The sequence below is a fragment of the uncultured Acetatifactor sp. genome (genome assembly GCF_948601915.1).
Classification (GTDB): domain Bacteria; phylum Bacillota; class Clostridia; order Lachnospirales; family Lachnospiraceae; genus Acetatifactor.
In genome coordinates, this window is sequence record NZ_CAPDXS010000116.1 from 1 (window position 1) to 17,571 (window position 17,571).

General features: G+C 56.1%; 13 protein-coding genes. 1 reads left to right on the plus strand and 12 read right to left on the minus strand.

Features of this window, described 5'->3' with window-relative positions:
* The first annotated feature begins 267 nt into the window (after positions 1-267).
* Entirely contained in the window at positions 268-1,803 is a 1,536-nt protein-coding gene (locus Q2B33_RS17595) for a sodium:solute symporter (protein WP_300566105.1), read from the plus strand.
* Positions 1,804-1,917: 114 nt separating this feature from the next.
* On the opposite strand, the gene Q2B33_RS17600 is transcribed toward Q2B33_RS17595, so the two are convergent.
* The 12 genes from Q2B33_RS17600 to Q2B33_RS17660 all read right to left on the minus strand — a co-directional run.
* Complete coding sequence (locus Q2B33_RS17600; protein WP_300566103.1) at positions 1,918-5,052, minus strand: hypothetical protein; 3,135 nt, start codon at positions 5,050-5,052, stop codon at positions 1,918-1,920.
* A gap of 214 nt (positions 5,053-5,266) precedes the next feature.
* Positions 5,267-6,826, minus strand: coding sequence for an ASKHA domain-containing protein (locus Q2B33_RS17605; RefSeq protein ID WP_300566101.1), 1,560 nt, complete (start codon positions 6,824-6,826; stop codon positions 5,267-5,269).
* Positions 6,827-7,299: 473 nt separating this feature from the next.
* On the minus strand, positions 7,300-7,872 hold the full coding sequence (locus Q2B33_RS17610; protein WP_300566099.1) for a DUF2284 domain-containing protein: 573 nt from the start codon (positions 7,870-7,872) through the stop codon (positions 7,300-7,302).
* Positions 7,873-7,897: 25 nt separating this feature from the next.
* Entirely contained in the window at positions 7,898-9,016 is a 1,119-nt protein-coding gene (locus Q2B33_RS17615) for a uroporphyrinogen decarboxylase family protein (protein ID WP_300566097.1), read from the minus strand.
* On the minus strand, positions 9,013-10,047 hold the full coding sequence (locus Q2B33_RS17620; protein WP_300566095.1) for a uroporphyrinogen decarboxylase family protein: 1,035 nt from the start codon (positions 10,045-10,047) through the stop codon (positions 9,013-9,015). Before Q2B33_RS17620 ends, Q2B33_RS17615 begins: the two co-directional genes overlap by 4 nt.
* Positions 10,048-10,146: 99 nt before the next feature.
* Positions 10,147-11,721 carry a cobalamin-dependent protein gene (locus Q2B33_RS24300; RefSeq protein ID WP_330624500.1) on the minus strand — a complete coding sequence of 525 codons (1,575 nt, stop codon included), beginning with the start codon at positions 11,719-11,721 and terminating at the stop codon, positions 10,147-10,149.
* Between the two features lie 124 nt (positions 11,722-11,845).
* The gene (locus Q2B33_RS17635; protein ID WP_300566093.1) at positions 11,846-13,627 is read right to left on the minus strand and encodes a glycoside hydrolase family 2 protein; all 1,782 of its coding nucleotides are present in this window, start codon (positions 13,625-13,627) and stop codon (positions 11,846-11,848) included.
* A 305-nt stretch (positions 13,628-13,932) separates the two neighbouring features.
* On the minus strand, positions 13,933-14,421 hold the full coding sequence (locus tag Q2B33_RS17640) for a Panacea domain-containing protein (RefSeq protein ID WP_296460876.1): 489 nt from the start codon (positions 14,419-14,421) through the stop codon (positions 13,933-13,935).
* A gap of 15 nt (positions 14,422-14,436) precedes the next feature.
* Positions 14,437-14,607: a hypothetical protein gene (locus Q2B33_RS17645; protein ID WP_300783568.1), complete on the minus strand. Its 171-nt coding sequence runs from the start codon at positions 14,605-14,607 to the stop codon at positions 14,437-14,439.
* 22 nt (positions 14,608-14,629) lie between these two features.
* Positions 14,630-15,538, minus strand: a complete 909-nt coding sequence (locus tag Q2B33_RS17650; RefSeq protein ID WP_300566090.1) for a carbohydrate ABC transporter permease — start codon at positions 15,536-15,538, stop codon at positions 14,630-14,632.
* A gap of 13 nt (positions 15,539-15,551) precedes the next feature.
* Positions 15,552-16,436 (minus strand): sugar ABC transporter permease, encoded by an 885-nt coding sequence (locus tag Q2B33_RS17655; protein WP_300914130.1) that lies wholly within the window; start codon positions 16,434-16,436, stop codon positions 15,552-15,554.
* A gap of 182 nt (positions 16,437-16,618) precedes the next feature.
* Positions 16,619-17,571, minus strand: a 953-nt coding sequence (locus Q2B33_RS17660; RefSeq protein ID WP_300914131.1) for a hypothetical protein, incomplete at its 5' end; no start/stop codon positions are given.

The following is a 17,571-nucleotide window of genomic DNA, read 5'->3' on the forward strand; positions in this document are numbered from 1 at the left end:
ACTACAACTTAGTAGTGCTGTGAAGCAATACCAACATATTTATTGACTAACACCATGAATATCAAAAACAGCTCATAAAAACCATATTCAAACGGCATTTTTGTTCCGCTCCCCCTCTTCACAGAATGCTTTTTATTCCTTTCATTCTATCATATTCCGCGGGAACATGCCATTTTATTTTTTATAAAAGAAATATTTGCATAATCTGTCAATCTGTGCTATAGTTGCTTTAGCACTTTAAACCGACAAAGGAAAGGGCATGAAACCATGAAACTTATCTTACTGATCCTCTATTTCGCGGTACTGATTGCCATCGGCCTCTACTGCCGCAAGCACGCCACGGACGTCAACGGCTTCGTCCTGGGAGGGCGCTCCGTCGGGCCCTGGCTGACAGCCTTCGCCTATGGCACTTCCTATTTCTCGGCGGTGGTGTTCGTGGGCTACGCCGGGCAGTTCGGCTGGAAGTACGGCATCGCCGCCACATGGGCGGGCATCGGGAACGCCGTCATCGGCTCGCTGCTGGCCTGGGTGGTGCTGGGCCGCAGGACCCGCATCATGACCCAGCACCTGGACTCTGCCACCATGCCTCAGTTCTTCGGGGAGCGCTTCGGCAGCCGCCCCCTGAAGATCGGCGCGTCCGTCATCATCTTCATCTTCCTGATCCCCTACACAGCGTCCCTGTACAACGGCCTCTCCCGGCTGTTCGGCATGGCGTTCAACATCGATTATTCCGTCTGCATCATCCTGATGGCTGTGCTGACGGCTGTCTATGTCATCGCCGGAGGGTACATGGCCACGGCCATCAATGACTTCATCCAGGGAATCATCATGCTGTTCGGCATCAGTACGATCATCGCTGCTGTGCTGAAGAGCAAGGGCGGCTTCATGGCGGCTCTGGACGGCCTGGCCAGGATCACGGACGAGACAGTCTCCACGGCCCCGGGCACCTTCGCGTCCTTCTTCGGCCCGGATCCCCTGAATCTCCTGTTCGTGGTGATCCTCACCTCCCTGGGCACCTGGGGGCTGCCCCAGATGGTGCAGAAGTTCTACGCCATCAAGAACGAGGAGTCCATCAAGAAGGGGACGATCATCTCCACCCTGTTCGCGCTGGTGGTGGCAGGCGGCTGCTATTTCCTGGGGGGCTTCGGCAGGCTGTTCTCAGACCAGATCGACGTGGCGGCAAACGGATTCGACTCCATCATCCCCACCATGCTCTCGGGCCTGTCGCCCCTGCTGATCGCCCTGGTGGTGATCCTGGTGCTGTCCGCTTCGATGTCAACGCTGTCTTCTTTGGTCATGGCCTCCAGCTCCACCCTGACCATCGATTTCCTGAAGGAGGTCTGTTTCCGGAAGATGGACGACAGGAAGCAGGTGCTCTCCATGCGGATACTGATAGTGGTGTTCATCGCCATTTCGTCCATACTGGCCCTGATTCAGTACAAGAGCTCCGTGACCTTCATCGCACAGCTCATGGGCGTGTCCTGGGGGGCGCTGGCCGGTTCCTTCCTGGCGCCATTCCTGTATTCGCTGTACTCCAAACGGGTGACGAAAGCTTCCTGTTGGGTATGCTTCCTCTTCAGCTCTGTGCTGATGGTGGCCAATATCTTCTTCAGGAGCTCCTTCCCGGCTATCATGCAGTCCCCTATCAACTGCGGGGCCATCGCCATGCTGGCGGGACTTGTGATCGTGCCTGTGGTGAGCCTGTTCACGCCGAAGCCGGACAGGAAGCTGGTGGACAATGCCTTTGCATGCTATGAGAAAAAGACGGAGGTGGCTCAGAAGACGGCGCTTGGAAAAGTGTGAAAAGATTTTCTAAGCGGTCAGAGTACGCCCGCTAAGAAAATCTAAGTTTCACACAGAAGAATGCCCAAAGTGCGGGCATTCTTCCGGTTTTGCGGCAATTGATTCTATTCCTTGTTATTCTGCGTGGATCTCTACATGGGGGCTTGTGAGGATGCCTGTTCTCGTGAGCTGGTACTCGTAGGCCCAGGCTTCGCCCTGGGTGCGCCATGCATTGGGGCCGCACCAGTAGACATTTTCGTTGCAGTTGTGCAGTTGGCCGAAGGTGTTCCTCCGGTTGCCGTAGGCCCGCAGCTCTATCACATGCTTTCCACGCTTCACCTGGCCGAAGCTGACGCGGTAGGGGCTCTTGAACAGATCCCTGCTCTGCTCCTCCTGTCCGTCCAGGATTACCTCGATCAGAGGATTGCGGAACTTGGGCACCTGCACGGTAAGCGCTCCGTCTTCCGGAAGCTCCACGGGAACCCGGTACACCAGATTGCCTCCATAGAAGGGCAGGCCCTGGGAGCAGATGTCCCCGAAGCCGATTTTCTCCGGAAGCGCCGTGATGACTGCCGTGCTGCCCTTCACGTCCACGCCGAATTCTCCCAGCAGGAACATGGCCTCCAGGTTCACGTTGGTATGGTAGGGGAGCCTGACTTCCAGCACGTTCTCTCCCTTTTTCAGGCCGGGCAGGGCTACTTTGTGGAATTCCCTGTCCGTATAGTATCCGGTGACTGTATGCGGAATCTCCTCCCCGTTCCAGATCAGTTCCGTAATGGCCTCGTTCTCCAGGGCAAGCTCTACCCCTTCCATGGCTATCTCGGACAGAATGGTACAGCGCAGCGCCACCTTATGCTCGTAAGCGCGCACCCCGTAGATCCAGGGCTGGGCATAGGCATCCGCCCGCATGGGATAGCCTGCCTCCGCGCGGAAGTTGTTGTCCAGGCGCAGAATCTCCTCTTTCTCCCTCCAGCCGCCGTCGTCCAGCTTATACTCCGCCATATCCAGCACAAGGACATTGGGCTCCTCCAGCGCAAAGTCCACCAGCTCCGGCATTGCCACGGGGCGATGGCAGGCAGGCGCGCTGCCGCAAAGGGATGCCGCGCTCTCCCCGGCCCGTCCGGGCTTCAGGCAGTACAGGAAGGAATCCTGGGCATAGGAGGTCACCTCCCACTGGGTCCTGCCCGCCGCGTACTGTACGTCTACGGGAGATATGGCACCCTCCATGGCGTCATACAGCTCTACCGTCCACTCTCCGGGCACGCGAATCGTCCAGTATTCCGGGGTCACGTCATCCACCTCGGCAGGCCTCTCGGAGTGCGCCAGGAACAGCCAGCGATTCTCTCCGTCCTGTCGCTGCTGGCTCAGCAGGTTGGCTGACTTCATCCCTCTCCTGTCCTGTACGCCCACCGTGCGGTAAGGCTCCAGCGCCTGGAGGATGGCCTGTTTCGTGAAAGGCAGCACCGTTCCCGTCTCCGCCAGCACGTCGTCCCGGGCGGGCAGGGCATCGATGTACTCCGGCACATGGCCCAGATAGAAAATCTTTCCGCCCATTTCCGCGAATTTCTTTAAACGTTCTACCGTATTTTTCCGGAGGGTCAGGCAATTAGGCACTACCACCACGTCATAGGTCATAGCGCCCACGGCGAAGCCCTTTTCGCGGGATGCCCCTTCTCCGTCACGGGACTGCTCCTCCAGCAGGGATTCGGAGATAAAGTCGAAGTCCAGCAGCCCGTAGAGCAGCCAGGCGGTAAGGTCGGAGAACGCCTTGTCCATCTCCTCCCGCACCGCTCCGGTGGTCTCCTCATTGCCCCATTTCAGCCAATAGGACTCGATGGGATGGATGACGCCAATCTTCACAAAGGGCGTTCCCCTCACCAGCGCCGTGTTGAGCCTCGAGAAATAGTCCTCGATTTTTTTATATTTCCGATACCAGGGAGACTGATAGCCGATGCAGGCTGGATAGTCCCGCTTGGCCTCGCCCTCCATGGACACCCATGTCAGATGATGGACGCGGATGGTGACGCCCAGGGCCGCCTGCCAGTCCCCGCCCAGCTTGTGGTTCCGGAAGTCGAAGTCCCAGTTGGTCACGCCGTAGAGCTCGCTGAGCATGCCCTCCCTGGCGTACTGATGGACAGCGCTCTGGGTCTGCTTGGCCGTGGTCAGCTCCCTGCTGTCGCAGAGCATGTCGATGCCGGGCAGCTGAAAGCTTCGGTAGGAGCGCATGGCCTCTCCCAGGGCCGCGGTCTGGCTCCGCAGGGTGGGCTCCTCCATCATATGACCGGTCAGGGCAAAGCCGTGGGCCTGGCACCAGTCCCCGATCTGATCCGCAAAGGCCTGGGAGAAGCGCTCCGCGATGTGGTCATGGTAATGATATCTGGTCACGGAGACAGGCGTCCCTTCCATCTCCCAGAAGACCTCCGGCAGATGCTCCAGGAAGGACTCCCCGTAAGCGGCCCGGTAGCTGTCCTCGAAGTCATCCGTGTAGGGGATGAACTGGGCGGTTCTGTCGTCCGCCCTGCCCAGGAGGCTCTTATGGACGAACTGGGGCTCGTCCGTGAAGATGGAAGGAATGTCCTTGCCGAAAGAATCCCCCAGCTTTCCGGCGTATTTCTCGTGGACGGTGTCCAGGAAGAAAGCCATGGCCTTGGGGTCCAGCGTATTCACGTAAGCCTGGTTGTTGAACCAGGCGCTGTCGCCCGACACCTCCAGATAAGCGTACCAGGGCGCATAGCCCTCCGGAACCTCTTCACCGTCAGAAAAGGTACGGTAATCCGTCATATTTCCCTTTTCGTTCAGCCGTATCCCGTAGCACATCAGGAACTTTCTGTTGTCATTGCGGATGGCCCTGGCGGAAGAGATGGATTCCCCTCTGTCCTTCGGGAAGCCCTCCCGGATGGGCTCCGGGGAGAATACCAGGCAGCGCTGCCTGTACTCCTCATGGCAGGTCACAAGGCCGCCGCCAAAGCCGGAGGGCCAGCGGTCCTCGTCGTACAGCCAGGTCAGCATATCCTTCTCCGCGAACCGGTCATGGGCAAAGGAGACCAGATCCAGGAATTCCTCGCTCATGAACGGAATGTTCATGCCTGTGCGGCTGTGGATATGGGCGCCTCCCATGCCCATCTGGCGCAGGTCTTCGGTCTGCTCCTCGATCTGCCGTTTCATCACCTTGCAGTTCCAGGCCCAGAACGGTGTACCCCGGTACTCGCTGGACGGATTTCGGAACAGCGCCTCATCCAGTGTCTTCTCTTCCTTTCTTGGATATAACATTTCATTACCCTCCTGTCTTTCCTCTCGCAGCGCTCTTTCCGGAGCACCGGTATCAGATATGTCTCCCCAATCCCCCGGTAAGGTGATGGGGCAACCTGATGCAGGGCCGCGACGAGTCATCCCCTGAACGCTTGCGGCTACGGTCTCGCGGCATCCGTCAATCGTGCCCGCAGGTACGGCCCCGCTTATTATCGCGGGATAAAGCCGTCACCCCTCAAAACAGCATCCGTTCCATATATTCATCCGCAAAATACGGATTGGATGACAGCTCCACCAGCTTCGCGTCTCTTGCATATTTTTCGCAGACAGCTCTGTAATCCTCATTCAGCAGCAGCATGGACGCTCCGCTCAGGGCAGCATTGCCCACCACCCGGATGCAGGGCAGCATCTCCTCGGGAAACAGGCCGATTTTCGCCGCGTTCCCCACATCCAGATAACTGCCGAAGCCTCCCGCGATCAGCAGCGACTCCACCTGAGCACAGTCCAGCCCCGCCGTGTGCAGCAAAGTCCTGATGCCCGCATGGATGGCGCTTTTGGCCAGTTGTACCATCCTCACGTCATTCTGTGTGAAAGTCACCGGTTCGCAGATTACTGCGCTCTCCTCTTCCAGGTATCCCGTATCGTCCAACTGGCCTGTCTCCAGCAGACATGCTACCGCGTCCACCACGCCGCTCCCACAGATCCCCACAGCGGCGGCGTCCCCGATCACATGGGCCTTCAGCCTTCCCTCCGTGACTGCCACCCTGTCTACCGCGCCTGCGCTCCCCCCCATTCCCATGGAGATTCCCGCCCCCTCAAAGGCAGGACCGGCGGCGGTGGAGCAGCAATACAGCGCCCCTTCATGCCACAGGGCCATCTCGCCGTTAGTGCCGATATCCGCCAGCAGCCGCGTGCCCGGCGTATCGCACAAAGCCCCCGCCAGAACCGCCGTGATGAGATCCGCGCCCACGAAGGCCGCCGCGCAGGGAGCCAGATAGACCGCGGCCTCCGGGCGCAGAGAGGCAAGCCCCAGGCTTTCCGCCGTCACCGTCTCCCCGAACAGCCGCCCGGCCGCAAAGGGCGCGTGGGACAGAGGCTCCGTGGAGGTGCCGGTGAGCAGATGGAGCATCACTGTATTCCCCGTCACCGCCATCCCGTCGATATCCTTCGGCGCGATTTTGGCCTTCCCGGAGAGCTCCATCACCAGGCTGTCCACTGCCGTGCAGATTGCCTGTGTAAGCTTGGGGCCCTCTCCCCGCAGATCCGCTTCGATGCGGGAAATCACGTCTGCTCCCCATCCCGCCTGTGGATTCAGCCCGCTTCCCTCCGCCAGCAGTTTCCCCGAGGTATCGTAAAGCCGTGCAGCCAGTGTCGTAGTACCGATATCCAGCACAAAGCCACAGGACCTGAAAGAAGGCTTCAGCAGGATAGCCGGCATGTCTCCGGCAGTCCGGATCTGTCCATTGCCCAGCAGCTCCATCTCCACGCTGCAGTCTCCCTCCGCAGCGGTACAGCAGGCCAGCCGTATGCCCCTGTCAATGTCCTCCCGGGACAAAAGCCGCCTCTCCGCATCCGAAAGGGGGCTCAAGGCGCCCCGGGCAAACACCCTGCATTTCCCGCAGCGCCCATGCCCGCCACAGGGCAGCGCCAGCATCGGGCTTCCCGGCAGCTTCCCGCCGGAACCCGCACAGCCCTCAAAATGGGCCTCCCCGGAATGTTCTCCGGCCAGCAGATTTCCCAGGAGCGTCCCCGGCTCTGCATGATGAACAATCCCATTTACCCTGACTTCCACCATATATACCTCTCTCCATTAAAAAACATCCGGCAAGCCGTCTATTTGGCTTCCTCACGGCCTTGAAAGAAATGTACCTTTCCCTCTCTGTCCTCCCGACGCGCCCACCCGCGCTTAGCCCCATGCCGGAGCAGCCTGCCGTCTACCCGGTTTCCTAGCGACCTCGAAAGAAATGTACCTTTCCCTCTCTGTTCTCCCGACGCGCCCACCCGCGCTTAGCCCCAAGCCGAAGCAGCCTGCCGTCTACCCGGCTTCCTGGCGACCCCGAAAGAAATGTACCTTTCCCTCTCTGTCCTCCCGGCGCGTCCCCCGCGCTTAGCCCCATGCCGGGGCAGCCTGCCGTATACCCTGCTTCCTGGCGACCCCGAAAGAAATGCACCTTTCCCTCTCTGCCCACCCGGCACGTCCCCCCGCGCTTAGCCCCATGCCGGGCAGCCTGCACTACAATCGGCGCAGGCAAATCGCAAAAGACCCGCTTACATAAGGGAGCAAAACACCGCCCCAAAGTATGTAACGGTATTCTGTCCATTAATATATTTCATACCGCAAGCCGCTGCAAGCCTGGACACATTGATTCCGTATGCCTCCAGCGAGGATATGGCCATGTCCGGAAACCGGCAGGGATGGTTCTCCACCCTGGCGCAGACCGGGCAGATATGGCATCCCCCGGCCCCCAGGTGCAGGATGCGCACAAAGGAATCCTCGCCCACCTCTTCCGCCATCCTCCGGGTGAGGAGGCTGTGCTTCCTCGCCGCCTCCTCCATGCCCTCTATGTCGTAGCTGTCCTCCAGCATCCCTATGGTCTGGTAGACGACAGCGTAGTCGAATGTGCGCAGGGTCTTCATCAATGTCTCAATATCGCCCACGTCCGGCGGACATGTCCAGCATCTGCCGTACTTCCCGCAGGTATTCTGCTGGCACAGGCTCCGGAACCCGGCATCCGTCTCGATTGCAGAGACAGGAACCACCGCGGCGTTGTCCGCTCCCTGCTCCAGCGCCTTTTTCACCAAATCCTCTAAAATTTCGGCATCTGCTATTTTCTTCGCCATTGGGTCTCCTTATGAACCGCATCGTTCAAATCTTGATTTTCTTGATTTCCTCCGCATAATACTGCACCAGCTCGAAGCTGGAGCCGGGCATGATCCTGTGGTCGGGACACGGAAGGAAGCCGCCCAGAGAGGCCAGCCGCTTCATGCGCTCAATCTCCGCGTCCACAGCCGCCCTGTCCTTGCGGAACGCGGTCTTGTCCATGCCTCCCACGCCCAGCATGCCCCTGCCGAATCTGTTCCGGGCCGCCTCGAACTGATCCCCCCACACGCCTACCTCGATGGGGAACATGGTGTTCACCCCGTTTTCGAACCAGGTGGGCAGGAGCTTTTCCGTCACCCCGTCGCAATCCAGCGAAATGATATCGATTCCGTACTGACGGCACAGGTCGTTTCTCTTCCTATAGTGCTTCGCGCAGAGCTCCTCAAAGATATCGGGCGAAAGCAGAGGGCCGTTCTTGAAGCAGATGTCCTCCCAGTAATGGGCAAAGTCGAACTTCGCGCCGGTCTCCAGAACCGCTTTCACGCACTGGTACTGCATTTCCGCATAGGTGTCCACGATGTCCGCGAACAGCTCTTCGTCCTCGTCATAAATCAGATAGCTCATCCCCACCACGGAGACCATGTTCCGGATATCCCCAAGCACGCTGCCCAGGGCCAGCCCCACCGGGACGTCCATGGGCCTGGTCTCGTTGAAATGCTTATAATACTCCAGGTCTATCCGCTCCGGCGCATAGAGCATCTTGGGCTTATAGAGGGTCTCGAAAGCTTCCCTGTCCTTCAGGACATAATCGTCCTCCGAAGGGATGGAGGCCACTCCGGGCTTCACCCGTTCTATCAGGCCCAATTCGTTCTGGACCCGCTGGGTGCCGTCCGGCAGAGTCTCCAGCACCTTGTACTCAAAGGAGGGGAAGAGGCCGTTCCTGGGGCCCACTGTCCGGCACCAGTCGAAGTCCCAGCCAATGATGCGGTCCAGCTCCTTGTCGGCTTCGTTCCCGTCGGCCACGCTCTCCGCCAGCTCTTTTGAAATCTTCCCCTGTCCGGCCCACTCCTCCAGCAGCTCGCTCCAATAGCCGAAATGGACGGCCGGGAACCGGTCTGCCGGCTGGTAATGCAGGATGTTCATCGCTCGTTCTCTGTTAGTCATCTTGATACCCCCTGTGCGCTTCGGCACTCATAGTATTCCTGCACGGCCCCGAAGAAAGCATCGATATTCTCCCATTTCGACATGGGCGGGATATCGCAGCCGGAGGAAATGACGAAATTCGGATAAGGGCAGCAGGCTTCCATCACCTGCAGCGTGGCCCTGCGGATGGATTCCGGCGTGCCGTGGCAGAACTCTCCCGCGGGATCCACATTTCCCATGGCCACTGTCCCGGCCGGGATACGGGCCAGCATCTGCGCCATGTCTATGGCATTTCCGAAATGGTAGGCCGCGGCCCCCGTGTCCAGGATGGAATCTATCATCTGGATGGTATTGTTCCCGCAGTTATGGTAGATGATGACAAAGGAGTCATCCTGCACGGCATCCACCAGCCGCTTCACATAAGGCGCGGAAAACTCCTCCGCAAGGGCAGGGGACAGCAGGCCTGTCACCGGCTCCGCCAGGACGATGCCGTTTGCCCCTGCCTCCCTGTAAGCCTTACAATACTCTGTCAGGAAGGATGTGGCCTTCTCCATCACCATGTGCACCATGTCCGGCTCGTCATAGCACTCCATCATGATCTCCGTGACGTCCAGCAGCCTGGCCGCCAGGGAGAAAGGGCCGATGGCGCCGGCGAAGACCGGTCTGTCGTTAATCAGTTCCACAGCCTTCCTGATGGCCTCCACATACAGCCCGCTCCTGGCGCTCCCCACCCTGGGAACCTCCAGGGCTTTCGCTCCCTCCTCGTCCTCCACGATTCGTCCGACGACGGTGGGGACCTCCCTGTCCGATACCCGGATGGCGGAGCCGAAGCACTCAGCCTCCACGGAGAGGTCCATCAGGCTCACGGCCGCCGCTGCATCCGTGCGCTGCGCCACCAGCCTCATGCCCTCCGCCTGTCTGTCGCTGTCGGAGATCAGCTCCTTCACGCTGATTCCCAGGAGCTGCACCGCCGGAAAGGACAGAACCGGCATGGCTTTTTTCACTGGGGCAGCCTGAAGCTCCTCCAGCCATTTTCGCATATCTCTCTTCATACATTATCCCCCATGCCCGCTCCCTCGCACTCAAAATCTACGCTTGAAAGTGTACAATCGAAATCTCCTTTCGGGTGCAGGCTAATGCAACAGATTTTCTCAGCAGGCAGCGCAGAGCTCCACGGCGGCATCCGCCGCGCTGGCCGCATCCGGGGTATACTTGTCCGCGCCGATCTTCCGGCAATACTCCTCCGTCACTGGCGCTCCGCCGACCATGATCTTCACCTTGTCCCGGATACCGGCTTCCTCCGCCTTCTTCACCACTTCCTCCATGACGCCCATGGTGGTGGTCAGCAGCGCGGAGCAGCAGATCACCTGGCAGCCCTGCTCGATGGCAGTCTGCACATAGGTCTCTGGAGCCACGTCCGTGCCCAGGTCCACTACCTCCAGCCCCTTGCCCTCCATCATCATCTTCACCAGGTTCTTGCCGATGTCGTGGAGGTCGCCCTGTACGGTGCCGATGCAGACCTTTCCTGTGGCCTTCACGCCTGCCTCCGCCATCAGGGGCTTGAGCACCTGCGCCCCCATGTTCATGGCCCTGGCGGCCACCAGCACCTCCGGCACATACACCTCGTTGTTCTTGAACTTCTCGCCGATGATGCCCATGCCGTCCAGCAATCCCTCGCTCAGGATCTGCTCTACAGGGATGCCCTCATCCACTGCCTGCTGTACCAGCTCCTTTACCACCTTCGCCTTGCCCCGCTGCAGGTTCTCTGAAATGTCTGTCAAAATGCTCATGTTCGGTTCTCCTTTTCCTTCTTTATTTTGTATGGTTTTTCTTGTTTCCGTCCGATATCTGTTGGGCGTCATGGATAGCTTCGCCTTGAACAACTGGTAGAAGGAGGGCACGTCCTTTAAGCCGCATCCGTACACGATCTGCTCATTGGTCAACTGGGTATCCCGCAGCAGCCTGCAGGCCTGCTGCAGCCGGACGCTGCGGAGATACTCGGAAAAATGCTCCCCCGTGACACGGCAGAACAGCTTGCTCAGATAGGACTTGCTCAGGTACAAGGAATCCGCTATGCTCTCCAGCGTCAGTTCCTTATCGAAATACTGTTCCCTCACCAGGCGCATGGCCGTGGACACCACCATCCTATCCCTGGGCGTGACAGAAGAATCCGTGGAGGATTCCTCCAGATGCCGTCTTATGGCGATCAAGAGCAGGATGAGCTGCGCCTTCACGGCTTCCATCCACTCAGGTTCCTTTTCCGCAGTCTCCTTTTCGATGGCCTGATAAATCCTCTCCACCGTCTCCATGGAGCGCCCCTTCAGGGACACATAGGCGGACAGGATGTCCTCGTCGAAAATCCCGTAGCAGAACCGGGGGCTGTCCGGCAAGGCCAGATCCCCTGTGAACCAGTCCTCCACATCGAACAGGATGTTCCGGATGACCAGCTTTTCCTCCCCGTCCTTCACGAAATACTCGTGGGGCACGCCCGCGTTCAGCACATAGACATCGCCCTTCCTGCATGTAAGGACCCTGTTCCAGATGCGATGGATGCCGCTGCCCTCCGCGATGATGCTGATTTCCAGGAATTCATGGAAATGCAGCTGGGACAGGGAAAAGTCCGGATTGAATCTCTTCTCGCAGGCAACCGTATTCTGATAGATGGGGTTTTCCCTCAACCACTCTTCCTTTCTCAGCTTTGAGGGCTGTCCGCCCGTATCGATCATCCGCATACCCTCCCGCCATACGCATTATGCAAGAATTTTTACTAAATATACCACAAAAGCGGCATGAGAAAAATATGGCTCAAATGCTTTTTGCCCGGAAGCCAGGAAACAAAACCATACACTCTTAGAGAACCTTCCTCTCGTTGATCTCCCGGATGACCTCCGGCTCTACCTTGAAATTGCGCTCCTCGTCCATCAGGCCGTTCACCTCCTGCTGCACGTCCGTCACCTGGGTGTAGCAGTAGCCGCATACATAGGGCAGCTCCTTGATGGCAGTGGTGACATCGTCGAACCTGCGGATGAAATCCTCCTTGGACTTCACCAGATTGCCGTAGCCCCATCCGTCGCCATTGTTGTCGAAAGCGATGCCGCCGTACTCGCTGATGATGACGGGCTGCCCCCGGTATTCGTAGCCGTCCGCCAGGGCCGTCTTGAAGCCGTTGTGGCATATGGCCGCCGTCAGAAGCTCGTCCTTGTGCTCTGTATACCGCGCCTTCAGTACGCTGCCCGCCTCCTCATAGTCATGCAGGGTCAGAATGTCCGTCAGCGTGTGCTCCCAGCCGTCATTGGAGACCACGGGCCGCATGCCGTCCATGCTCTTGGTCAGATGGTAGATGGCCTCAGTGAACTGCTGTTCCTTCCGGTTCGTCTTCACCCTGGAGATGCCCCAGGATTCGTTGAAGGGCGTCCAGACGATGATGCAGGGATGGTTGTAGTTCTGCCGCAGGATCTCCACCCACTCGGCGGTGAACTCCGCCACCGCATTGTCCGAATAGCGGTAGGCCGCGGCCATCTCGCTCCAGAGCAGCAGGCCCTTCACGTCGCACCAGTACAGGAACCGCTCGTCCTCCACCTTCTGGTGCTTGCGCACGCCGTTGTAGCCCATGGCCCGGATTTTGTCGATGTCCTCTATCAGGGCCTCCTCGCTCGGCGGGGTCAGATGGGAATCCTTCCAGTAGCCCTGATCCAGCATCAGCCTCTGGTAGAGGGGATAGCTGTTCAATAGGATGTGCCGCCCGTCTATGCGGATTTCCCGCATGGCGAAGTAGGAGCCCACCGCATCGAGCGCCTCTCCGTCTTTTATTAAACGGAATTCCACATCATACAGATTGGGATGCTCCGGCGTCCATGTGCGCACCACCCAGTCCACATCGCCCAGGGCCTCCGTCATCACATCCAGCTTCGTCCGGACAAGCCCGCAGTTCACAGCAGTCAGGTTCCGGCATACCGGATTGCCCTGGAAGGTAACGACCGCCTCCACCGTCAGGCTGCCGTCCCAGGCATAGGCGGGAGCCTCCACTTCATATTCCACCTCCAGGCATCTGTCCTCCATGTTCGGGGTCATCTTCACGCGGGACAGATGGGTCTTCGGCACATATTCCGACCAGACGGTCTTCCAGATGCCTGTGGTCTGCACGTAGAAGCAGCCGTAGCTCTCCGGAAGCCAGCGCTGCTTCCCCCTGGGCTGCTGGACGTCCAAGGAGTCCTCCACCTTCACCACTATCTCGTTCTCGCCGTCCCAGACCAGGTTGGTGATGTCAAAGGAGAACCTGGCGTAGCCACCCCTGTGGCTTCCGGCATACCGGCCGTTCACCCACACCTTCGTCAGGAAATCCGAGCCCTCGAAATGCAGGATGTAATTGTACTGTTCCAGCCTTCCCGCGTCCACCTGGATGCTCCTTCTGTACCAGACATTGCTGTGGGGAGCCTCCTCTTTTATGCCGCTGAGCTTCGTCTCATAGGTGAAGGGCACCTGTATCCGCAGGCCGCCGGGGAATTTCTCCTGCCAACGCTCCTTCTCTCCCCGGTTGTAATCATCGAAGCAAAAGTCCCATGTGCCGTTCAGGTTTTCCCAGTCTGCTCTTACGAACTGGGGTCTCGGATAGTCTTTGATGTAGCATTTCATGTGATAGGCCTCCTTTTTGGGTTTTTGGTATGTGTCGGATGTTTGTGTGTATGATGACAGAGCCCTGCCGGAAAGCGGACTCTGTTTTTATTCTGATGTAAATGATATGGATTGTCAAGATGATTAGTAATATATTTTTCCTATTTCCCGGGCGCAAAATGCCATATAAGCTTCTGTCAACAGGAAGGTACTGCTTTCTCTAAGCTAAAGTGCATTTTCCATGATAAGCACCGGACGGCGCTTAAATGAATTCATACCTTTTTTGCTATCATAAAACGGCGTGACAGACGAGTAAATCTTTCCAATCATTCTGCCACCTCGTCTTCGAATTCATCGTAATACATGTCCCACACATGGTCATATGGCCTGACCTTCTGGGCATCTATCCTGATATCCTCCAGCTTCAGCTTACGATTCCCGTTTTCTCCTTCATGGAGTCCAGTTCTCGCGTTTTTCCAGGAAATCTCTTTGTGGGACAGTTCACTTAGCTTCCAGGACGCAAGGGCGCCATATTCCAGAATCACATTATTGACGATATACTTGCATTCATCAGATATGTCTCCGGATACGTCTATAATGCCGTCCGGTGTGATAGAGTTGCGGATTTCCTTACAGACCGGTCCGTATTTCCAGCCTTCGAATTCTCCCTCAAAAAGGGGAGAGTTCGTTATCGCTAATGATTCGCGTTGCGCAAAATAGAGTAGCTTATGAAGCTTCATTTCATCAATTACTTCTCCTGTCACTCTTTTGTATTCTATGAACACGTATTGCGCTACATTGATAATTTTTTCCATTCAATCGCTCCCCCACTATGATCCTTTTAATAGCATGCACTTTACTATAGGAAAATTGCTATAATTTCTTTCATTATAAGGCAATGCCTTGTATTTTACAACTGCATTTTCTTCAAAGTCCTTTATCTCAAAGTCCTTTACAAAAAGTAAAACATCAAAAACTGCCAGGAAAACGCCCTTGTGCATTTTCCTGACAGTCGTAGCGCGCTCATCCTTTTACGGAACCAATCATGACCCCCTTCACGAAATACTTCTGGATAAAAGGGTAGATGCACAGCACCGGCACGGTGGATACGATGATGACGCTGTACTTCAAGGTCTGGGCCAGGCGCATCCTGGCTTCAGCGGCGGCTGCGTCCAGGCCCTGCATGTCGTTCAGGGTCATCTTGTTGGACATCAATATGTCGCGCAGGAAGGACTGCAGCGGCATGTATTCCTGCTTGTTGATGTAGATCAGCGCCGTGTAGAAATCATTCCAGTGGCCCACCGCATAGTACAGCGCGATGACCGCTATGATAGGCTTGGACAGGGGCAGCACCACCTGCATCAGATACTGGAAGGAATTCGCGCCGTCCAGCTCCGCTGCGTCCTGCAGGGTAGACGGTATGCTGTTGATGAAATATGTCCTTGTGATGATGACATTGTAGATGGAGCAGGCTCCGGGGATGATCATGGCCCATGGCGAATTCACCAGCCCTACCTTGTTCACCACAAGATAAGTCGGAATCAGCCCGCCGCTGAAATACATGGTCAGCATGAACAGGAACATGAAGAAATTGCGGGGCATGAAATCCTTTCTGGAAAGCGGGTATGCCGCGCAAATCGTCATGACCAGATTGACAAAAGTGCCCACCACCGTATAAAAAATCGTATTCCGATAGCCCGTCCATATCATTTTATATTTCATCAGCTCTTCATAGGCCATCAGCGTAAAATCCTTCGGAACCAGAAGCACGTTCCCGTTCCATACCTCGTTTGGATTGCTCACGGATGCGATTACCACGAACCATAACGGCCAGACGAAGATAATCAGCAGAAAAATCATGACCGCCACATTGACGCTGTCGAATATTTTGTCGGAATAGGAACGTTTTACATACATTGTTTTATCTCTCATTCTCATTCCCTCCTCAGAACAGGCTCTCATCAGCCAGCTTTTTGCTCAGCTGGTTGGCAGTGACAATCAATATGACATTGATGACTGAGTTGAACAGCCCCACAGCCGTGGAATATCCGTAATCACTGTTGATCAGGCCTACTTCATAGACATACGTGGAGATGACTGAGGCTGCACTTTTGTTCAAGGTATTCTGCAGCAGAAAGACCTTTTCAAATCCTACGCCCATCAGAGACCCCATCTGCAAAATCAACAGCATGACAATGGTAGGCTTGATGGAGGGCAGATCCACATGGATGATTCTCTGCAGCTTGGTAGCCCCATCCACGATAGCGGCTTCATGAAGCTGCATATCCACGCCTGAAAGCGCCGATATGTATATAATGGAGCTCCAGCCCATTCCCTGCCACACGCCTGTCCAGACGTAGATGGACTTGAACCACCCGGGCTTCGACAGGGCGTCCACAGGCTCCATCCCCAAGAAACCACGGATTATATTGAAAATACCCGAATCCGTGCCCATGAAGATTGTTATCATGCCACACATAACCACAGTGGAAATAAAGTAAGGGGCATAAGAAACCATTTGAACCGTCTTTTTCAGGTACTTGTTTTTCACATAATTGAGCATCAGAGCGAAAATGATTGGAATCGGAAATCCTGCCAGAATGCTGTATACGCTGATTCCAAGTGTATTCATCAGCAGAAGCTTGAAATTATAGGCACTGAAGAAACGCTTGAAATGTTCGAAGCCCACCCAGGGGCTTCCCAAAACACCTTCCTTTACACGATAATTCTTGAAGGCAAGCTGAATACCGTACATCGGAGCATAGGCAAATACGATATAATATACGACTACCGGAAGAATCATCACGTAGAGGATCCAGTTTTTCTTCATGTTCTTTCCAAGCCTGACAAAAAAGCTTTCCTTTGGTTTTCCGGCAAGGTTTTGTACAACGGTTTCACTCTTCTGCATTGTCTTTCCTGCCATTAAAACTCTCCTTTCCTTAAACGGAGGAATGAAGAAATCCCCATTCCTCCGTTTTCCAGTTCATATTTTACGTCAAAAGCCGTGCCAGATTATTGAACAGATGCATTATAGGTCTTCTCATGAAGTTCAGCCAGCCTGGAAGCTCCCATAGCCTCCATTGTTTCAAGATAGGTATCCCAGCCGGATTCCAGATCCACCTCACCGATGCATACCTGTGCGATGAACTGATTGATATAACTGTCGATATCCGCCCTGAAGGTGGCAATCTGAGCATTGTCCTCTTCCGTATAGGCCATCACAGGAAGGGCAACCTTGCCCAATTCTGCGATTCTCTTACGCTCATTGTTCAGATATACCTCGTCCGCGTCCACTTCCGGGGACATCTCGAACCAGAAGGCAGGCTGAATGGAAGGATGAGCCTGTGCTCCCTGAATAGCCGAGCTGGAACGCACAGTGGCGATGTCGTCTCCGTACTCTCCGCCCAGTATCCACTCCCACTTGCCATTGTCGGCAATCTGATAAGTCTTTCCTTCCACGCCCATCCACGCAAGTATACCGCCCTCCTCGCTGTAGAAATAGTCAAGCCATGCCATCAGGACTTCCGGATTCTCACAGGCATCGGTGATTGCAACAGTGCCGTCTGTGATGCCAGTGAGAATAGGATAAGTGTCCTCATAGAAAGGAGTCATAACTACATAGTCATCGTCATTATCGCGCCCTACCGTAAGGAATGCTCCCATTGTCCAGAAAGAGCCGTATACATCCCCTGACTGGCCGATAGCCTGCTGCTGTTCACCACCCTGGGTAAAGGAATTCTGCTCAAGCAGCCCCTCTTGATACAGCTTTGCCAAAAAGGCCACATATTCCTTAAAGTAATCAGTGGTAGGTACATAGGTAAGCCTGCCATCGATTACGGCGCACATGGTAGACTCGTCATAACAGAACTCGGAATACTTCAACAGCCCTAAATAATCGCCCTGTGTCAGACTGTAAGGAATCTCATCATTGACATCGCCGTTGCCATTGGCGTCCTGCTCCTTGA